The 18,719-nt window shown below is 62.9% G+C and carries 14 protein-coding genes; 12 read left to right on the forward strand and 2 right to left on the reverse strand.

Annotated features, from left to right (window positions below):
- Nucleotides 1-198 precede the first annotated feature (198 nt).
- Genes WBF69_RS12025 through WBF69_RS12060 form a run of 8 tightly spaced genes read left to right on the forward strand, consistent with a single transcriptional unit; the run spans nucleotide 199 to nucleotide 12,306 of the window.
- Nucleotides 199-2,679, forward strand: coding sequence for a hypothetical protein (locus WBF69_RS12025; protein ID WP_424264384.1), 2,481 nt, complete (start codon nucleotides 199-201; stop codon nucleotides 2,677-2,679).
- Complete coding sequence (locus tag WBF69_RS12030; protein WP_424264385.1) at nucleotides 2,676-4,730, forward strand: glycosyltransferase; 2,055 nt, start codon at nucleotides 2,676-2,678, stop codon at nucleotides 4,728-4,730. The genes WBF69_RS12025 and WBF69_RS12030 overlap by 4 nt, the downstream gene beginning before the upstream one ends.
- A gap of 25 nt (nucleotides 4,731-4,755) precedes the next feature.
- Nucleotides 4,756-5,910, forward strand: coding sequence for a polysaccharide biosynthesis/export family protein (locus WBF69_RS12035; protein WP_424264386.1), 1,155 nt, complete (start codon nucleotides 4,756-4,758; stop codon nucleotides 5,908-5,910).
- A gap of 8 nt (nucleotides 5,911-5,918) precedes the next feature.
- Nucleotides 5,919-7,259 carry an ABC transporter permease gene (locus WBF69_RS12040; protein WP_424264387.1) on the forward strand — a complete coding sequence of 447 codons (1,341 nt, stop codon included), beginning with the start codon at nucleotides 5,919-5,921 and terminating at the stop codon, nucleotides 7,257-7,259.
- Between the two features lie 47 nt (nucleotides 7,260-7,306).
- Nucleotides 7,307-8,023, forward strand: a complete 717-nt coding sequence (locus tag WBF69_RS12045) for an ATPase (RefSeq protein ID WP_424264388.1) — start codon at nucleotides 7,307-7,309, stop codon at nucleotides 8,021-8,023.
- A complete protein-coding gene (locus WBF69_RS12050; protein WP_424264389.1) occupies nucleotides 8,013-9,176 on the forward strand; it encodes a sugar ABC transporter in 1,164 nt (387 codons plus the stop codon). Before WBF69_RS12045 ends, WBF69_RS12050 begins: the two co-directional genes overlap by 11 nt.
- Nucleotides 9,169-11,088, forward strand: coding sequence for a tetratricopeptide repeat protein (locus WBF69_RS12055; RefSeq protein ID WP_424264390.1), 1,920 nt, complete (start codon nucleotides 9,169-9,171; stop codon nucleotides 11,086-11,088). The genes WBF69_RS12050 and WBF69_RS12055 overlap by 8 nt, the downstream gene beginning before the upstream one ends.
- A gap of 9 nt (nucleotides 11,089-11,097) precedes the next feature.
- The gene (locus WBF69_RS12060; protein WP_424264391.1) at nucleotides 11,098-12,306 is read left to right on the forward strand and encodes a pectate lyase family protein; all 1,209 of its coding nucleotides are present in this window, start codon (nucleotides 11,098-11,100) and stop codon (nucleotides 12,304-12,306) included.
- Nucleotides 12,307-12,333: 27 nt separating this feature from the next.
- On the opposite strand, the gene WBF69_RS12065 is transcribed toward WBF69_RS12060, so the two are convergent.
- Nucleotides 12,334-13,068: an N-acetylmuramoyl-L-alanine amidase family protein gene (locus WBF69_RS12065; RefSeq protein ID WP_424264392.1), complete on the reverse strand. Its 735-nt coding sequence runs from the start codon at nucleotides 13,066-13,068 to the stop codon at nucleotides 12,334-12,336.
- 185 nt (nucleotides 13,069-13,253) lie between these two features.
- On the opposite strand from WBF69_RS12065, the gene WBF69_RS12070 reads away from it, so the two are divergent.
- Complete coding sequence (locus tag WBF69_RS12070) at nucleotides 13,254-13,577, forward strand: BON domain-containing protein (protein WP_424264393.1); 324 nt, start codon at nucleotides 13,254-13,256, stop codon at nucleotides 13,575-13,577.
- A gap of 59 nt (nucleotides 13,578-13,636) precedes the next feature.
- On the opposite strand, the gene WBF69_RS12075 is transcribed toward WBF69_RS12070, so the two are convergent.
- Nucleotides 13,637-15,247, reverse strand: a complete 1,611-nt coding sequence (locus WBF69_RS12075; RefSeq protein ID WP_424264394.1) for a methyl-accepting chemotaxis protein — start codon at nucleotides 15,245-15,247, stop codon at nucleotides 13,637-13,639.
- A gap of 264 nt (nucleotides 15,248-15,511) precedes the next feature.
- Here WBF69_RS12075 and ahpC point away from each other — a divergent pair, with 264 nt between their 5' ends.
- The 3 genes from ahpC (at nucleotide 15,512) to leuE (ending at nucleotide 18,580) form a co-directional block, all read left to right on the forward strand.
- Entirely contained in the window at nucleotides 15,512-16,075 is a 564-nt protein-coding gene (gene ahpC, locus WBF69_RS12080) for an alkyl hydroperoxide reductase subunit C (protein ID WP_424264395.1), read from the forward strand.
- 163 nt (nucleotides 16,076-16,238) lie between these two features.
- On the forward strand, nucleotides 16,239-17,813 hold the full coding sequence (gene ahpF / locus WBF69_RS12085) for an alkyl hydroperoxide reductase subunit F (protein WP_424264396.1): 1,575 nt from the start codon (nucleotides 16,239-16,241) through the stop codon (nucleotides 17,811-17,813).
- 131 nt (nucleotides 17,814-17,944) lie between these two features.
- Nucleotides 17,945-18,580 (forward strand): leucine efflux protein LeuE, encoded by a 636-nt coding sequence (leuE, locus tag WBF69_RS12090; protein WP_424264397.1) that lies wholly within the window; start codon nucleotides 17,945-17,947, stop codon nucleotides 18,578-18,580.
- Nucleotides 18,581-18,719: the final 139 nt, after the last annotated feature.

The raw sequence follows: 18,719 nt of genomic DNA on the forward strand, positions 1-18,719 counted from the left end.
GTTTCCCCCCAAGATGCATGGGCCTGCTACCCGAAAGACATGGCTTGGTAGCGAGCCGGCATCACTTTTTGCCATAGAACCGCCCGTATATGGAAAACGCATTTCGATCTCATATCGATTTATATGCCTGCGGGCGACCTCTTGTACTGGACTCTCTACGTTCAGGCCCGGTATTCATCACTACAGGAGAGCTCCCGAATGACTGCTTTTACCATCGCTCCGATAGGAACCTGCCGCATTCACACGCCGTTGCGCGATGCTGCAGGGCGCTACCCGATCAAGCTGCAACTTGGCCGCAACTACGGTTTCGTGCACACGGCTGCCGAAGCGCTGCAGCAGGCGCGATTCATGTTCAGTCAGACCGATATTCCCGCCGACGTCCAGCGCCTGGTCTTTCGACCTTCGAGTGGCGGACAAGCGCGTCGAGGTACGCACCAGCCTGCTGACCTGTACATGGTCGAGCTGTCGTCGCGCAAGCTGCTGACCATTGACGGCTTTCCCATCCAGTCCAACTATCTGGTCCGCTATTTCAGTGAGTTCTTTGCTGATCGGGCGCGTACCCGTCAGTTCTGGTCCATGGCCAACACCAAACGCTTGGCTGAGCGCCGCGCCATTCTGGACCAGGATCCGGTCTTCAACAGTCTCAATGCAGATGATCGTGATTTGCTCGCTCGCGTCGTCAAACGCGATGAGACGGACGAGGAGATCGAACAGGACATGCGCCAGCTCGTCGAGCTGCTGGACAGGGACAAGGTGGTGTTTGTCACGCACGTCAACGCCACGACGCCGGATAACGTGCCCATTGAACAGCGGGCGCAATTGATCGCCGCCGTGGCCGCCGCCGCTCAGCGTATCGGCGTGCCGTGCTACGACCCGACGCCGCTGATGAACAAGATCGGCCAGCCTGACGCCATGGAGGACAGCGGGTTCGATCTGACGCACTACACCCCGGTGTTTGCCGAACGTCTGTACACGGACTGGTACAAGAACTTCATGCGTCCGCGGATGGGTGAGCACACCCCGCAGCCCGTCGTGCCCAAGCTGGCTGCCGACGAGAGCGCCGAGCAGATTGAAAAACTCTGGGATTCCGGTGCTTTGCGAGATGCTTCGAGCCGCGTGCGCGACGTGCTGCGCCGCTACCCCGGATTGCCCGAACATGTGCTGTTGTTCGCACGCATCCAGGGGGAACTGGGTGATTACGAGGGCTCGATGGCGCTGCTCGACAGCCTGGACGGCGCTCAGGCATCGGGCAGCAAGGCCGAGCAGATCCTGATGCGAAACGAGTTCAAACTGGGCCACCATGACGTGGCGTACTCGTTGGCGGCCGGCCTGCTGGGCGACGAGATCGAGACGCCGGCAATCGTCCGGATCGCGGCGGTGTCTGCGGGCCATCTGGGCTATGTGGACGAAAGTCTGGGCATGTGGAAGCAGTTGTTCCGCATCTCCTCGCCTCAGGATGCGACGGCGGCGGAAGCCGCGGATACGGTGTTGTCGTTGCTGCAGGCAGCCGGCGATATGGAAGCGGTCCTGCGCTGGGTTCATGAAGTCCGCGCGGCGATCCCCGGCTATGGCCGGGGCTTCGCCGTGTTGTGGCGGGACCGGCTGCTGGCGGGCGATCGCGACGCGCTGCGCGAGCTGGCGGCGGAGCATCCCTTGCTGGAGGATGCCGACGTCCTGGAACTGGTCAAGGAAGCCTCGTGGCGAGGCTGCATCATGGCCGCGGCCACGCTGGCGGTGTCTTGCGGCCTCGTTAAAAGCGGGCAGGAGGAAATCGGCGCATGGCTGCGGACGCAATCGTCGACCTGGGCCGAGGAAGGCAATCGCGCGCTGGAGGAAGGGCGCCTGCGCGAGGCGGCTGAGCGCATCTGCGCGCACCGTTTGCTCAATCCCGATGCGCTGGCCGGTGTGCGGGCGCAACGGGCGTTTGAACGCGCGATGCGCCTGGGCGTTCGCGCCGCGTTGGTGGCCGGCAATCATCAGGAAGTGATCGATCTGACCAACCTTGCGATCGACACCCATGTGGAATTCCCCGAACTGCACGCCATGCGTGGCCGCGCCGCCGATGCGCTGGGGGACAAGCAGACCGCGATGCGGCATCTGGGGCTGGCTGCGGACGGCGAGTCCGCGCCGTTCAGCGCCAAGCTGCATTTCGCGCGCGCCGCGTTTAACGGCGGCTGGTTCGGCGAAGCCATCGACGCGTATCAGGCCGTGCTCGCCCATCCGTCTGCCGACCAGAACGCTCGAAACGAAGCGGAGCGCCAGCTCGGCAGGCTGGGCCCGCGCGCGATCCGCAGCGCCCGCCAGATTCTGTCTCAAGGGGATCATCAGGCTGCCTGGAACCTGTTGGATCGCGTCGCCCAGTCGTGGCCCGAGATGACGGAAGTGGCTCACGAAAAGCGGCGCATCCTGGCCTATTTGTATGCCGAAGCGCGCGCGCTGGAATCGTCGAGCACGACCGAGCGCCTGGCACTGGGCGAGCGCATCGTGAGGCTTGTGCCTGATGATCCCATCGGCCTGCGTTTGGCTGCCGTGGGCGCCATGCGCCTGCGCCGTTTCGAGCAGGCCTTGCCATACTGGAAAAAGCTGCGGGAACGTTCCGACAACCCGGTGCAGTTCGATCGTTACATCGAGCGCTGCTCGGTGTGGATTGAGAAGCTCAATCGGAGAAAGGTGGCATGAAGCGGCTACGGAGTACCGAGCAAGCAGACGCCACGTTCACTCTTCAACAGGTTCAAGCGCAGTTGGCCGACATCGTCGCAGAGTCGGGGCGGGTTCAAATCGCACAGGACAATCTGACGAGAGCGAAGGTGCTGGCCGCAGAGCACATGGAGGACTCGAAGGTCCGCTTTCTGCTGCTTCGCTTGCAGGAGTCGGCGGGCTTGAACGAAGGCATGGCCGAGCAATGGGCGACCTTGCTGCAGGAGTGTCCGGATGATTTGCAGATCGTCCGCTATTGCGCCACGCGCCTGGTGAAGGAAAGGCGCCTGGAAGAAGCACTGTCGTTGGTCGATCATCATCTGCCCGATGCGACGCACGATGCCAGCCGCTTGTTCGCTCGGGCGAAGCTGCTGGGCGATATCCGCGCACATGAACAGTCCGATGCCTTGTTCCGTCGCTTGATATCGCAGCATACCGATCGCAATATGCGTGCCGAGTTTGCCAAACGCCTGCGTAAACGCGGCTTGCTGGCTGACGCGTTCGAGGTGATCGCGCCGGTGGTCAAGCACTTGGCGCCCGGCAGCAAGGCGGCCGAACTTGCCGAGGGGCTGGCCAGCGACTATGCGTTCTACCAGCGTTTCGAATCCGAAGAGGAGCTGGCGGGGAAAGATGTCCGGATCGTGTCGATGAAACATGCGATCCTGCATTTTCGCGACCGGAAGATCGCGGAACATGCGATGGGCAAGTCGGTTTCCGTGGCGCTGGTCACCGGCAGCCTGGGCCCCGGCGGCGCCGAACGGCAGTTGACGCGTCTGGCCGGCGAGTTGACCCGCATGGCTAAATCGCGCAAGCGGCGATCCGCCGAAACCCCCATGCGGCCCAAGAAAGTCGAAGTGCTGGTCAAGCAGCACACCGAGCCGACAGGTTCGCCCAAGCGGCAGGACGATTTTTTCCTGCCCGTTCTGACCAAGGCGCACATTCCTGTCACGGAGATCAACCGCTTGCCGGCTGTTTCTGTGTCTCACCAGGCCGTTCCGGAAGGCAGCCTGCCCCGTTTGCTGGAACAGTTGCCCCCGCCTGTCCACTATGGCGTGACGCGGCTTGCGCCGGTGCTGCGGGCCAAGCCGTTCGATGTGGTGAGCCTGTGGCAGGACGGCACCTGCCTGTTCGGCGCACTGGCAGCGTTGTTGGCGGGCACGCCGACCATCCATCTGGTGTTCCGCGGCTTGCCGCCGAACATCCGCAAGGATCGCTTCCGCGCGGAGTATCCGGAGCTATACCAGGCCCTGGCCCAGGTGCCGGGGGTGGTCTTCGTCAGCAACAGCCGCAAGGCGGCGCAAGCCTATGCGGAATGGCTGGACATTCCGATCGAGCGTTTTCACATCCTGTACAACGGTGTGCCCGAGCTGGCGACCGACGCGTCGGCTGCCGACGAGGCCATGTGGGCAGCCTTTCACGCCAGCACGGGCGATGCCACGGAAACCATCGGCGGCGTGTTCCGGCTGGAACCCGACAAACGACCGCAGTTATGGATCAAGCTGGCCGCGCTGTACCTGAAGGAACACCCGCATGCGCGCTTTGTCATCGTGGGCGATGGACGCCTGCGAGAGAACATCGAGGCGCTGGCGCAAGAGCTGCGCGTGACCGACCGGCTGTTGCTGGTGGGCTTGTCGAATCATGTCGGTTATTGGTATTCGCAGATGGACGCCAGTGTGCTGCTGTCGCGCTATGAAGGCTTGCCGAACGTCCTGATCGAAGCGCAGTTGCTGGGGGTCCCGGTGGTCTCGACGCCCGCCGGCGGCGCGGGCGAGTGTTTCGTGGAAAACGAGACGGGCCATCTGCTGAGCGATGTCGTGCATCCGGATCTGCATGAGGCATGCGAAAAACTCACATCGATAGTGAAGAAGGCGCACAGCAACGAGGACGTCGGGGTGCGTAGCCGCCGCCGGGCGCAGAAACTGTTCTCGCTCGAGGCGATGCTTGCCAAATTCCTGAGTCTGTGCATACCCGCCCTGTCCGCGAACGATGGTCATATCGATATGGCGCCGGAGAGGGGCCTGATGCGGGCGTGATGGCTCTTTTAAGCGGAAGGATCTTATGTACATGAAAGCCCCGGCCCTGAACGTGCGGCGCCCCGCGACCCTGCTTATGTTGCTGACCGTGCTGACGCTCACGGGGTGTCAACTGCCGCGGTCCGGCCCCATGCTGAGTGAAATGACAGGGGCTCACGATAACAAGGACGTCATCGTGATGCCCGTGTCGCGCGAACTCGCGCAGCAAAGCCATGTGCCCGAGGTGGCCAATTTTCCCGCACGCTATCGCGATCTGACGCAAGCGGGATTCGACCGCCTGGTACCCGGCGATGGCATCAACATCAAGGTGTGGGAACGCGGCGGTCTGGGCGTATTCGCGGTGGACCCATCCGGCGCGAGCGATCTGGGCAACCAGGAAATCGACCGTTCGGGCCATGTCACGTTCCCCATCATCGGCAAGTTTCAGGCCGAGGGCCTGACTCTGGGGCAGTTGCATGACGCGGTGATGGCGCGCCTGAGCACCTTGGTCGTGGGCGCCGACATCAGCGTGACGCGCGTGGCCTCCGAGCGTGGGCAGATGGTGACGGTGCAGGGCAACCTGACCAAGCCCGGCATGTATCCGATCACGCAGACCTCCCAGCGCCTGAGCAGCGCCTTGGCGCAGGCAGCACCCGTGCAGGAGAACCCCGAGCAGATGATCATCAGCCTGCGCCGCAACAAACAGGTGGCGTCGGTGCGGCTGTCGGATATCTACCGAAATCAGAACAACGACATCCTGTTGCGGGCCGGCGATGTGATTACCGCCTATGAATCCAAGGAGTTTCTGACCGTGCTGGGGGCCGCCGGCACTCAAGGGCGCGTGGCCATCAGCAAACGCAATTACAGCGTGCTGGATGCCCTGGCCGATTCCAGGGGGCTGGACGACAAGCTGGCGGACCCGCGTTCCGTGTTCCTGTTCACGCCCGCCAAAGCAGGGGTGGACGGCAAACCGGACAAACTGCCCGTGGTCTACCAGTTTGACCTGACCCGTCCGGAACAGGTGGCGCTGGCGCGCGAGTTCACGGTGCGCGAAGGCCAGGCGATCTACATTTCAGACGCGCCGTTCACGCAGGTGCAGAAAGTCCTGTCGGCCTTCCGCTTCACGATGAGCGCGGGCTTCAGCGCGACGAAGGCTATCGACAGCGATGCGGGCGCCAGTTCGCCGTCGCTGGCCCAATAGCCATATCGATGAGCAACGAGGATCGGATCCAAGGCTGGCGGTCGCGCCGAAAGGGCGGTCACTACACGGTAGGCGCCGGTGTCACCGACTGGCGGCTGGATCCTGCCGCGCTGTTCGAAGCCCAGGCCGCGCCGGCTGTGCTGTTCAAGCCCTTGCTGGCCCGCTTGCAGGGTGCGCCGCATGATTCCGTGGCAGCCCGGCGGGCAGTGTACGAGGCTGTCCAGGCGGAGCTGGAGGCGGAGATCGTACGCAGCGTGGTCGATGAAAGCCTGGCTGATTTTTCCCGGCGGCGCCTGCGCATCATCGTGCGTCTTCTGGAACAGGACATCCGCGCAGGCCTGGCGGTATTCGATCCGGGCTATATGCCGGCCAAGCTGGTGGCCGAGGATGAGCGCCTGGCCGCCGCGCATGCGCGGCGCGTAGCGCGACGCAAGCAGGACGAGGCGCGCGAGGCGCGACGCCATGCGTCACGCCACGATATTGCGCTGGAAATCGAGGTGGAGCAGGACGAAGCAGGCGATCTGGCGATCCTGCGGGACCGTCTGCGCGTCTTGCACGCAGGGCGTCCGCCGGATTTTGCCGACAGGGGCCCGCCGGTCGGGCGCACGCTGATGGCGATGTTCATCTATCAGCTGCGTGTGATGCAAGGCGAGAGCCGCATCGCTCTGGTGTGGGCGCTGGTCGGCCCCGTGGTGCTCCTGACCTTGATTTCGTCGCTGTATATCTTGCTGGGGACGCATTACATCATGGGCATGGATGTGCAGACGTTTGCGCTGTTGGGTGCGACGACCTGGATCATGTTCCGGCAGATCGCCTTTCGCAGCAGCACGGCCTATGTGTCGGCCCGCAGTCTGCTGAACTTCCAGGGCGTGACACCCTTGTTGTGCGCCCTGGTGCAGTCGCTGATCTATGTGTCGGTCTATCTGGTGGTGTTTGCGGTGCTGATCAGTGCAGGTCACGCGCTAGGTCTGATTACTTTGCCGATCAGCTGGGGCGGGTTCATTCTTTTCGTCGTGTTGATGGGATGTTGCGGTGCGGCGATGGGCTTGCTGTTCGGGACGATCGCGACGTTCTGGCGTTTCTTTCTGCGGCTCGCGCCGATTATCGAGCGGTTTTTTCAGATCTTCGCGTCCGTCTTTTTTGTATCGGAACAATTGCCCGAGCAATTGCGTCCGTGGGTGCTCTGGTCGCCGTTCGCGCATGGCATGCAGCTGCTGCATTCGGCTTATTTCCCTGCATACCAGTCGCAAGATGCCAGCCTGGGCTATTTCCTGACGTCGCTGGTATTCCTGATGGTGGTTGCCCTGATCGCCGAGCGTTTGGCCAGGTCCCATATTCAGCCGATGTGAGGCAGAACTGAGCGAGGTTTCTTGTCGTGTTAACAGACCCCAGGAAGATGATCCAACTCAATGGCGTGACCGACGAGCCATATGTCTTCGGTCGCAGGCAAGCGCTGCTGGCCGATGCCAGTCTGGATATCGCGGTCGGGCGCTACGCTTTGCTGTCGCCCGTCCCGGAAATGCATCGCCATCTGCTGGATGTCTTGTGCTGCTTGCGTCCGCCGCGTCAGGGCTTTGTCCGGCACGCTGGCAAGGTGTCGTGGGCGATTGGTCGCCAGGGCTTCATCCGCGGCAAAGCGACCGGCCTGAGCATGATTGATTTCGTCAGCGAGATATACGAGACCGACGCGGATGCGACGTACGAGCTGGTTGCGGATCTGCTCAGCGATCCCAAATGCCTGGCCCAGCCCATGGAGCATTGGCCGCTCTACGTGCGGCAGGAGTTTTCGTTCGCGCTGGCGCTGGCGCCGGCGTTCGATGTCTACGTGATCGAAGGCAGCATGCCCTTCGAACCCTGCCGATTCACGCGCCTCTGGCTTGCCTTATTCGAAGAACGGTTGGTGAGTCGGACGCTCATTTTCTCTAGTTATCGCCAGAACCAGTTGGCGGACTATTGTTTCAAAGGCTTGATTTATGAACACAGCGCGCTCCACATCGACGACGACCTCGACCAGTGCCTCATCAGGTTCCCCCCCCGACGATCGCGGAACGATTCCGGAACACACGCAGACGAGTCCGGAGGCGGCTTCGACGAGGGCCAGCTTGGGTTCTGAAGGCGGGTCGGAGATCGAACGCCGTCGCCACGAGCGGCAGTCGGTGCTGCGCGCGCGCCGCCGCCAGCGCTGGATCAACGCCCTGATCGTCGTCGCGCCGGTGGCGCTTGCTCTGGTCTATGTCTGTTTCTTTGCCACGCCGCGCTATGAGGCGGAGTCGCGGTTCTTTGTGCAGTCGGCATCCGGCCAGCCAGGCGGCGCGGGGGCGGCGGCCAGCCTGCTCACCACGGGGAATTCAGGCGGCATGCTGGGCGGATTCGTGGACGGGTGGGCGGTCGCCGACTTCTTGAAGTCGCGCGACAGCATGCGCCAGCTCGACGAGAAAGTCGACTTGCGTCGTTACCTGACCAATACCGGTTGGGACCCGCTCAATCGCCTGCCAGAGGATGCCAGCGAGGACGAGCTGTATCGCGCCTACCAGGCCTCGGTGCGTGTCTCGTTCAACGCCTTGGAGCAGATCGACGTGCTGCAGGTCAGCGCATTTTCCCCGGAAGACGCAGCCACGCTATCCAGGGCGTTGATTGAACTGGCCGAGAAATTCGTCAACACCATGAACGAGAAGGGTGTCGCCGACAAGCTGACCGTGAGCGAAGAGTCGGTCAGGCTGGCAGAACAGAAGGCGCTCGCGGCCAGGGATACGCTGACCGCGTGGCGCACGGAGCATGGGAACGTCGATCCCGCCGCCACGGTGTCGATGCTGTTGGATCTGTCCAGACAACTGGAAGGGGAACTGAGCACCGCGCAGATCAGGCTGGACAAAATCCAGTCTCTGGGCAACAAAAACCACTTCATGCTCAAGCCCGCCAAGATGCAAGTCGCCGCCTTGAAAAAGCGGCTCGCGTCTGTGCGTTATCGCTTGAGCGGAGATGACAACGCGGAAGCCAAGCAGCTCAAGTCGTACGAGGCGCTGCGCAACGCCCAGGTGTTCGCGGATTCCAACCTGACCCTGGCGCAGCAATCGTACCAACAGGCCATGACGGATGCTTTGCGCCTGCAGCGGTATCTGTCCATCATCGCGCAACCGGTTCCCACGGACCGGCCCAGCAGCCCGCGCACGGGTCTCCTGTTGTTGCAGGCGCTGGCGCTGGGCTTTGTACTCATGTTCATCGTTCGCGTGGCGATGGCTTTGTTGAGAGGACTACGTCATGGTTGACACAGCTATGGAAAGCCGCCGGCCTGTGGCTGGCGCCGATCCGCAGGACGCTACCGCTCGCTTGCGCGACATCATCGGGCGGATCTGCATCGCGACCGACCCTGGGCGCGACATGGCCGCGCTCGAACCAGCGTTGCGACGGGCCCCGGACGGCTGGCGCGACGTCCGGCGATTGCTGGTGTCGCCCTGGGTGCGCGAGGGTCGATTCGAGCCTGCGATTGCCGCCCTGGGCGTGCTGATGGTCGTTTATCCCGCGCGCACCGAAGAGCGCCGCCTGCTCGCCAGTCTTTTCGGGCGTATGGGGCAGTGGGATAGGGCGATTGCCGAGGCGGATGCCGCCGCCGGCATGGAACCCGGCAACGCGGCCCTGCACGCCGCGCGGATTCAGTTGCGCGTGCAGGCGGGCCGGCTGGTCGAGGCGGCGGAATCTGCTCGCGCGACGCTTGCCCTGGCCCATCAGGAACCCGATGAAGCATACGTCTGGATGATGGCTTTTGCGCGTAACGGCGATGTGGCCGAGGCGGCAGGTATTGCGACGGCGCTGCATCCTGACGAACTGCCGAACGCACGCGTCGCCATGATGGCCGTGCGCGCCCTGCTGGAAGATGGCCGCACGGCGGCAGCGATCGGGTTGGGCGATGCCGCGCTGCGCGCGGGCCATGACAGCGCGGGGCTGCGTTCGTCGCTGGGGCTTGCCTATCTGCGGCGCGGGGAGGAAGCCGATCGCAAGGCGCATGCGGTGACGCATTTCGAAGCCGGCTTGCAGATGGCGCCGGCGGATGTGCGGCTGCTGACGCTGTATGGCGAAACGCTGCTGCGCGCCGGTCGTTACCAGGATGCGGTGGCGCCGCTGGCGCAGGCCCTGGAACTGGCGCCGGAACTGGAACAGACGCGCGCCCTGTATGCCCGTGCGCTGCGACACACCCTGCAATATGGCGATGCGGCTGATCAGTGGATGCGACTGGTCGAGAAGTCCCCCGACAAGCTGCTGTGGCAGCGGGCCGCCATCGGCGCGCTCACGCAGGCGGGCCGCCAGGAAGAGGCGGAGGCGCTGTTCTCGCGATACATCGCCACGCGCAGCGCGCGGCTGCCAGACACGTTCCAGGAAGCTCTGGCCCGCATGGAAGAAAAACTGGATACCGCGCCCATTCCGCAGGCGCGGCTGGATTGGGCCTGGTCGCTGCGCGGCGATACGTCCACCGATCGCGCGTCCTGGGAGCGCCGGGCGCGCTGGGGGCATATGATCGACCACCTGCTGCTCGACTGGCTCGAATGCCGCGAGGAGCGCGCCGAAGAGGCCATGTATTTGCTGGGCGAACTCGATACCGGCGAGCGGTTTTTTGCGCCGCTGCTGGCGGCTGGGCGTGGTGTCGTGGTCGCCACGGCGCACGTGGGCCCCATGTACGCCGGCTTGATGGCCATGGAGCTGGTGGGTATCCCGTCCCGCTGGTTGGCGACGGCGCCCAGCATCGCCCAGAGCAGTTATTCCGAGGCACTGATTTCTACCGCCGACCAGACCGAGGCCCAGGTTGCCAAGGCCTGCATGCGTGCGATCAACGAGGGCTACGTGCTGTGTCTGGCCGTCGATGGGGCAATCAATCCCGCCGCGCCGCGCACGACCTTCGAAGGACAGGACGTGACGTACTCCGGTTTCGCGTCCCATCTGGCGTATCGCCTGAACGTGCCGTCGGTGTTCTACGTGCCCCGCTGGGAGAGCGGACGCATGTCCTACACGTTGGAGATGCTGCCCTCGCCCAATCCGGGCGAGGATGCCCAAACCTACTCGCAGCGCTGGCAGGCGGCGTATTTCGAACATCTGCGGGAACACTTGGCCAGCGAACCGGAGAATCTGCGCCTGAGCGGCGGCATTTGGCGCCATGTGACGTCCGCGGACCGGTCCGCGCAAGCATAGGCGGCTTCGATGCGTACGCGACGGTATGCGATGATCTGGCTGCTGATGCTGGCCGCGCTGTGCGGCGACCAGGCGGTGGCCGGCGAGCGCTGCGCGGCGCCGGATGAACGCTGTCCTTTCGTTTCCGCTTTGTTGCAACAGCGCGAAGGCTATGGCGCCCAGGCCACGGGCGGGCTGGGGGGCGAGTTCATCGTGGTCACGTCCGACCGGGATGCGGGACCTGGCACGCTGCGCGCTGCGCTGCAGCAAGCCCGCAAAGGGCGGGCGTGGATACGCTTTGCGTCCGACATGACCATCGTCCTGGATTCGCAGCTGCGCGTGCCGTCCAACACGACCATAGACGGTCGCGGCAAGCGGGTGACCCTGATCGACGATGGCCTGGGCGTGTATGGCAGCCGGAACGTCATCCTGACGCATCTGACGATAGACGGGCGTCTGAGCCGGCTGACGCAGGCCGTGAACGTGGCCAACGACAGCCGCGACGTCTGGGTGGACCACATGGATTTGTCGCGGATGTCCGATCGCCTGCTCAATGTGAAGAACGGCTCGACCGACGTGACGATCTCATGGACGAAGTTCCACCACTCGAACAAGGTGATGTTGCTCAATAACATTACCTCGAAGAATCTGTTCCGGAACTATGCGCGCGATTCGATCGCGCGCGTGACGCTGCACCACAACTATTTCTACAACACCGTGCAGCGCAACCCCAGGGCGCAGTTCGGCACGTTTCACCTGTTCAACAATCTGGTGGAAAACTGGGATTTCTATGGCATGAGCTTCAGCCTGGAGGCCAAGGCCCTGGTCGAGGGCAATATCTTCAGCAACGATGCCCAGCGCAAGTGCACGGAGCCTGCGTTCTTCCCCACGGTGGAAGGCATCGATGTGAATTACTGCCGCCATATCCCCATCGCGCCTGAACGCAGCGCGTTGCCGAACGGCGAGTCGGACCGCAAGGCCTACGAGAAACGGAAGACCCGGTATGGCTATATCCGCGACTACAAGGCCTTTCTGCGCGTGAAAGACAATCTGTATCTTGGCGATGCGAAGCCGGTGCTGCAGGACTACCATCCCGCAGCGGTTCCTACGCCTCCGTATTGCTACGCTTATGAAAAGCCGACACAGGCCCTGGCCGAGAAGATACGAAAGTTTGCAGGCAACACGTCCGGGGATATCCCGCTGCCCGCATCGCGCACAGGCATGGCGTGTCCGGACTGACGCGCACGCGGCTCACGCCGATGCGCATCAATGCTCGAGGACGTGATTTTCGATGGGCCGATTCATCAAACACGCATGCGCCCCCCAGGCGATGGCCTGGGCCAGCCGCGTGATCGTCTCCGCTCTTCCGAGGCGGGCTTCTTCGCCGGGATTGATGATGACGCCCGCCTCGATCAGGACGGCGGGCATGGGGGCGGTCCGCAGCACTGCCAGACCGTCATAGCGGTGGATGCCCAGGCGGCGGTCGACAAAGGGGCGGTTCTCACCTTTGATCGGCTCGGCGTGGTATCCGGATGGGTGTTCACCCGCCGCCTGCAGGCGTTCGCCGATGCGCTGGGCGCATGCCAGGCTGCGCTCCGGGTATGGGTTCAGGTGTGAAACAAAGATCGAATAGCCGGCGAATTCTGCCTGGCGGCCCGCCTGGAGATACTGCGCTTGCACGGAATCGTGGTGGATCGAGATGAGCAGGTCCGCGTCCGGAGCCACCGCCGTGCGCTGGGCAGGAGGGATGTCTGCGCCGACGCCTTCGACCCGCGTGGTCCGGTCGCCCAGCGCCGCGAGCGCGTGGACGATGGCGGTGGCCAGATCCCGGTTGTACAGATACTCGGCACGACCGCTGGCGCCCATCGCGCCCGGTCGTTCCGAGCCGTGGCCTGCATCCATCAGCACGTGCGCTGCGTGCGCCGGCCAGAGGCAGCTTAGGGCTGGCAAAATAGCGACCAAAGCGTGGGCAAGGCGTCTACGGAATGTGCGGGTCGGCATCAAGGGAGTGATCCTCGGGGGACAAGAGAATCCCAGTGGCTATCCCTATATTAGCCGTCCGGGCATTTGTTACAGCTTGAGGTGCGAGATGCGATGGCGCCGGTGTACCGTAGAGAGACTTCTCATCATTGAAACAGTCATGCTTGCGCACGGACGCGGTCCGTGCTGACAGAAGGAGAATAACCATGGGAATGACACACAAGATCGCGCTGGCCGCAGCCCTGGGACTGAGCGTCGCCACCTTGGCGGGGTGCTCCGTCGCCAATCATCAGGAATCCGTGGGCGAATATGTCGATGGGTCTGTCGTGACCACTCGGGTCAAGGCGAACATCGCCGAGAATTTAGGGGCGGGCGCGGCGGCCAACATCAATGTGAAGACCATTCAGGGCGGAATTGTCCAGCTGTCAGGCTTCACCAAGACTCAGACGGAAAAAGACCGCGCCGGCCAGGTTGCCAGTGCGGTTCACGGTGTCAAGGAAGTCCACAACAATATCGTCGTGGCGCCCTGACTGCCCGGACGGCAGTCCGCATGTCAGTGATGTTCGACACCTGCTGTTCTGGTGGCTGATCACGCAGCGAGCCGGGGAAGCCCGTGGCGCACAGGGTTGGATGGTGCGGACGCTGTCTGGGAGGCTTCCTGGCGAAAGACGCCTGCCGCCTGAGCCAGATTGTGCGTCTGCGCATTCATGGTCAGCACCGAAGTCGAGGATTCTTCCGCCATGGCGGCGTTGCCTTGGGTCAGGTCGCCCAGCTGAATGAAGGTCTGCCGGATGCGCAGCAGGTCTTCGGATTGTTCCTGGCCGGCGGCATGGACCTGTCCGATCAGGTCGCTGACCTGCTGGTTGTGGTCCAGCACGTCGCCCATCGCTGCGGCAGCCTGCCGTGTGCGGGATACGCCGCTTTGGGCGATCTGCACGACTTCGTCGATCAGTTGATTGATTTCCTTGGCGGCGCCGGCGGATCGCTGGGCCAGGGCGCGGACCTCGCCGGCGACCACGGCGAAACCGCGTCCCTGTTCGCCGGCGCGAGCCGCTTCCACGGCTGCATTCAGCGCCAGGATGTTCGTTTGAAACGCGATGCTGTCGATCACGCCCACGATGTCGCCGATGCGTTTGCTGGCAGTATCCATCTGTTCGATCTGGGTGGCGGCTTCCTGGACGATCCGCGCCGCCCGGCCCGCCGATGCGCTGGATGCCTGCGCCAGAGAGACGGCGGTCTGGGCATGGTTGTGGTTTTCCTCGATCAGGTTGCCCAGGCGTTCCATGTCGCAGGCGGTGGCGTGCAGGCGGTTGGCGGCGGATTCGGTCTGGGTGCTGAGATGCTGGCTGCCCTGCGCGATTTCCGCCGAAGCATGACGTAGCCCCTGCAACTGGTTTTGCACGTCATCGACGAAGGAGCACAGATTCAGGCTGCTTTGCTTGATGGCTTTCTGGATGGACGCGATTTCGTCCAGGCGTGTCAGGCGCCAGTCGTCCACGCGCTGGCCGCTGGCCGCCTGGATGGCTTGCTGCTGAATGGCGCGCAGGGGCCGGATCAGACGGCGTTCCAGCAGATGGCCCGCCAGGGCGGTCAGACCCAGCCCGGCGGCGCTGGCGATCAGCCAGCCTTGCCCGGTCAGGCCTGCCGCCGCCGTGGACAGCGACCAGGCCCCCCAGAGGCCGCCCAGTGTCAGGGCCATCCGCTGGCGCAGCGAGACGGTGCGCAGGCGGTTGCGCCAGCGCCGCCAGCCGGTGTCAAAGAGCAGTCCGTGGTGAAAGCGGACCTTTTGACGGCCCTGGGCGAAGTCCTGGAAGATGCGTTCGGCGGCCTGGATTTCCGGTATGCTGGGCTTGGTGCGCACCGAGATGTAGCCGCTCAGGACGCCGTGGTGATAGACCGGCGCCACGTTGGCCCGCACCCAATAGGTGTCGCCGTTCTTGCAGCGGTTCTTCAGCACGGCGGTCCAGGATCGCCCCTGTTTCAGGGTGTCCCACAGGTCCTGGTAGGCGGCAGGCGGCACGTCGGGGTGGCGCACGATGTTGTGGGCCTTGCCCAGCAGTTCTGCGTATTCGAAGCCGCTGACGCGCACAAAAGCGGCGTTGGCATAGGTGATCCGCCCTTTCGTGTCGGTGGCAGACAGCAGGGTTTCATGATCGGGAAAGTCATGTATCCGCTGCGTGACAGGCAGATTTTTGAGCATGGATCACTCCGGGTTGCTTGAGGTGTAAAATAATCTATATATATCAATAGGTTAATTTCTTTCGAGATGAATGTTATCTGGATTCTTACATATAGAGAATCCGTTGAGTATGCGGATATTGCATAATCGATTCAGTGGGACTGGTGATAGTCAATTTCAATCGTATCAATAAAATCTATCAATTTTACTTATTGATAGAGATTGCCTACACTGGATCCCGTTGCCACTGAGGCCACTTACCGAACCACTGAATAAGGAGCACACATGTCTCTGATCAACACCACGATCAAGCCCTTTAAAGCCACTGCCTATCACAATGGCAAGTTCGTCGAGGTCAGCGACCAGACCGTCGCGGGCAAATGGGCGGTTTTCGTGTTCTACCCCGCCGACTTCACCTTCGTGTGCCCGACCGAACTGGAAGACCTGGCCGATCATTACGCCGAGTTCCAGAAGATGGGCGTCGAGGTCTACTCCGTGTCCACCGACACGCACTTCGCCCACAAGGCCTGGCACGACACGTCCGACGCCATCAAGAAGGTCAACTACCCGATGATCGGCGACCCGACCCACACGCTGTCGAAGAACTTCGACGTGCTGATCGAAGAAGAAGGCATCGCCCTGCGCGGTACTTTCGTGGTCAACCCGGCTGGCGAAATCAAGGTCCTGGAAATCCATGACAACGGCATCGGTCGCGACGCGTCCGAACTGCTGCGCAAGGTCAAGGCTGCTCAGTACATCGCTGCTCACCCCGGCGAAGTTTGCCCGGCCAAGTGGGAAGAAGGCGCCAAGACCCTGACCCCGTCCCTGGATCTGGTCGGCAAGATCTGATCCCCGTCAGCTGATCGATGCAGGGCGGCGATAGCCGTCCGAGCATCGCATGCTGCGACAGCGGCCCGTCTCTGGGCGGGCCGCCCATTTTTCCCCGTACTTTTATTCGGGCAATGCCACCATGGTTTTGCCATGGGGATGTTTTTTCCAAAAAGGTGTGAATATGCTGGATGCGAACCTCAAAGGCCAATTAGGAACTTATCTCGAGCGGGTGACTGCACCCGTCGAGCTGCGCGCCTCCCTGGATGGCAGCACCCAGGCGCAGGAATTGCGTGTCTTTCTGGAAGAAATCGTCGGCCTGTCCGATAAGCTGTCGCTGTCGGAGGTCGCCGCCCCGGATGGCCGCAGCCCTTCGTTTGAAATCGCCCGGGCCGGCAGCGACATCGGCGTGCGTTTCGCCGGCATGCCGCTGGGGCACGAATTCACCTCGCTGGTGTTGGCGCTGTTGCAGGTCGGCGGCCATCCGCCCAAGCTGGATGACGATGTGATCGAGCAGATCCGCAGCCTGCCGGGCGACTATCAGTTCGAAACGTATTTTTCCCTGTCGTGCCAGAACTGCCCCGACGTGGTGCAGGCGCTGAACGTGATGTCGGTCATCAATCCGCGCATCCGCCACGTGGCCATCGATGGCGCCCTGTTCCAGGAAGAAGTGCAGAAGCGCGAAATCCTGTCCGTGCCGGCGGTGTTTCTGAACGGCGAGCTGTTTCATCAGGGCCGTGCCGGGGTCGAGGAAATCCTGGCCAAGCTGGATGTCGGTAATGACGATGCCAAGGTCGAAGCCCTGAACGCCCGCGAAGAATTTGATGTGCTGGTGGTCGGCGGCGGCCCGGCGGGCGCCGCGGCGGCTGTCTATGCCGCTCGCAAGGGCATCCGCACCGGCGTAGTGGCAGAGCGTTTCGGCGGCCAGGTGCTGGACACCATGGCGATCGAAAACTACCTGTCGGTCCTGGAAACCGAAGGACCCAAGTTCGGCGTGGCGCTGGAGCAGCACGTCAAGGCCTACGAGGTCGACATCATGAACCTGCAGCGGGCAGCCAAGCTGGTGCCGGGCAAATCCATCCAGGTCGAATTGGCCAGCGGCGCGGTCTTGAAGGCCAAAAGCGTGATCCTGTCCACCGGAGCCCGGTGGCGCCAGATCAATGTGCCGGGCGAAGACGAATACCGCAATCGCGGTGTGGCCTACTGCCCGCACTGCGATGGCCCCTTGTTCAAGGGCAAGCGGGTGGCGGTGATTGGCGGCGGCAACTCGGGTGTCGAAGCAGCGATCGACCTGGCCGGTATCGTGGGCCACGTCACGCTGGTGGAATACGGCGATGCCTTGCGGGCGGATGAAGTTCTGCAGCGCAAATTGCGCAGCCTGTCCAATGTCGTCATTCTGACGTCGGCCCAGACCACGGAAATCCATGGCGACGGCAAGCGTGTGACGGGCCTGAGCTACAAGAGCCGCAAGAGCGGGGATGTCCATCAAGTCGAGCTGGAAGGCGTGTTCATCCAGATCGGCCTGGTACCCAATACCGAGTGGCTGAAGGGGGCGGTGGCTCTGACCGAGCGCGGCGAAATCGAGATCGATGCGCGCGGCCAGACCTCGGTGCCGGGTGTGTTTGCCGCCGGCGATGCGACGACGGTGCCTTACAAGCAGATCATCATCGCCGCCGGAGACGGCGCCAAAGCCGCTCTGTCCGCCTTTGATCATTTGATCCGCAGTTCGGTGGAAACGGAAGCGACGGCAGCCGCCTGATTGAGTCTTTGGTGTGCATCCAGGGCCCTGCACAATTTGCAGGGCCTTTTTCTCCATCAGACTCGGGGCGCCGATACAATCATGTTTTGCGCCGTTCATGCCCGGCGTGACCCCCCCTGATCGAGCCTCTCATGTTGTCTGAATACGGCGTTCTGGATGTCTGGACCTACCTGGCCGGTGTCATTGTCATTGTGCTGCTGCCTGGGCCCAATTCGCTGTTCGTGTTGGCGATTGGCGCGGGGCGAGGGGTCCGGGCTGGTTATCAGGCGGCCTTTGGCGTGTTCGTCGGCGATTCTATCCTGATGACTCTGACGGCCGCCGGCGCCGCCTCGGTGCTGCGGCTGCTGCCGATGTTGTTCATCGCGCTGAAAGCCGCCGGTGCGGTCTATCTGACGTATCTGGGCATTCGCTTGCTCTTGTCGGCGTGGCGCCCTGGGCCGGCCCAGACACATACAGTGTCCGGCGGCCCCGGCAGTCCTTTCCGAAAGGCGCTGCTGCTCAGCTTGCTCAATCCCAAGGCGATCCTGTTTCTGCTGTCGTTCTTCGTGCAGTTCGTCGATCCCTCGTATGCGCATCCGGCCTTGTCCTTCCTGATACTGGCCGCCTTGTTGCAGGTTTGCAGCCTGCTGTATCTGTCGTCCCTGATTTTCGGGGGCTCGCGCCTGGCCGGGGCCTTCCGGCGGCGTCAGGGGCTGGCGCGCGCGGGTAGCGGCCTGGTTGGGGCGCTGTTTCTGTGGTTTGCCGGGCGCATGGCTTTTGAGTCCTGATCATCGCGCCATATGACAGGCATTATCACTCTGGGCTAATATCCGACATTCACCAAACGTGATGTCCCGGCGCCGGGACCCCGGACACGACCGTGTAGCGGGCCTGGCGGTTCTCTTCATTCAGGTTTGTACGGTCCGC

The sequence above is a fragment of the Castellaniella sp. genome (genome assembly GCF_049673105.1).
Classification (GTDB): Bacteria; Pseudomonadota; Gammaproteobacteria; order Burkholderiales; family Burkholderiaceae_B; genus Castellaniella.

Bases quoted from the DNA above. Each gene is read 5' to 3' on its own strand.
- WBF69_RS12025 (WP_424264384.1), top strand. From the start codon at position 199: ATGACTGCTTTTACCATCGCTCCGATAGGAACCTGCCGCATTCACACG.
- WBF69_RS12030 (WP_424264385.1), top strand. From the start codon at position 2,676: ATGAAGCGGCTACGGAGTACCGAGCAAGCAGACGCCACGTTCACTCTT.
- WBF69_RS12035 (WP_424264386.1), top strand. From the start codon at position 4,756: ATGTACATGAAAGCCCCGGCCCTGAACGTGCGGCGCCCCGCGACCCTG.
- WBF69_RS12040 (WP_424264387.1), top strand. From the start codon at position 5,919: ATGAGCAACGAGGATCGGATCCAAGGCTGGCGGTCGCGCCGAAAGGGC.
- WBF69_RS12045 (WP_424264388.1), top strand. From the start codon at position 7,307: ATGATCCAACTCAATGGCGTGACCGACGAGCCATATGTCTTCGGTCGC.
- WBF69_RS12055 (WP_424264390.1), top strand. From the start codon at position 9,169: ATGGTTGACACAGCTATGGAAAGCCGCCGGCCTGTGGCTGGCGCCGAT.
- WBF69_RS12060 (WP_424264391.1), top strand. From the start codon at position 11,098: ATGCGTACGCGACGGTATGCGATGATCTGGCTGCTGATGCTGGCCGCG.
- WBF69_RS12065 (WP_424264392.1), bottom strand. From the start codon at position 13,068: ATGCCGACCCGCACATTCCGTAGACGCCTTGCCCACGCTTTGGTCGCT.
- WBF69_RS12070 (WP_424264393.1), top strand. From the start codon at position 13,254: ATGGGAATGACACACAAGATCGCGCTGGCCGCAGCCCTGGGACTGAGC.
- WBF69_RS12075 (WP_424264394.1), bottom strand. From the start codon at position 15,247: ATGCTCAAAAATCTGCCTGTCACGCAGCGGATACATGACTTTCCCGAT.
- ahpC (WP_424264395.1), top strand. From the start codon at position 15,512: ATGTCTCTGATCAACACCACGATCAAGCCCTTTAAAGCCACTGCCTAT.
- ahpF (WP_424264396.1), top strand. From the start codon at position 16,239: ATGCTGGATGCGAACCTCAAAGGCCAATTAGGAACTTATCTCGAGCGG.
- leuE (WP_424264397.1), top strand. From the start codon at position 17,945: ATGTTGTCTGAATACGGCGTTCTGGATGTCTGGACCTACCTGGCCGGT.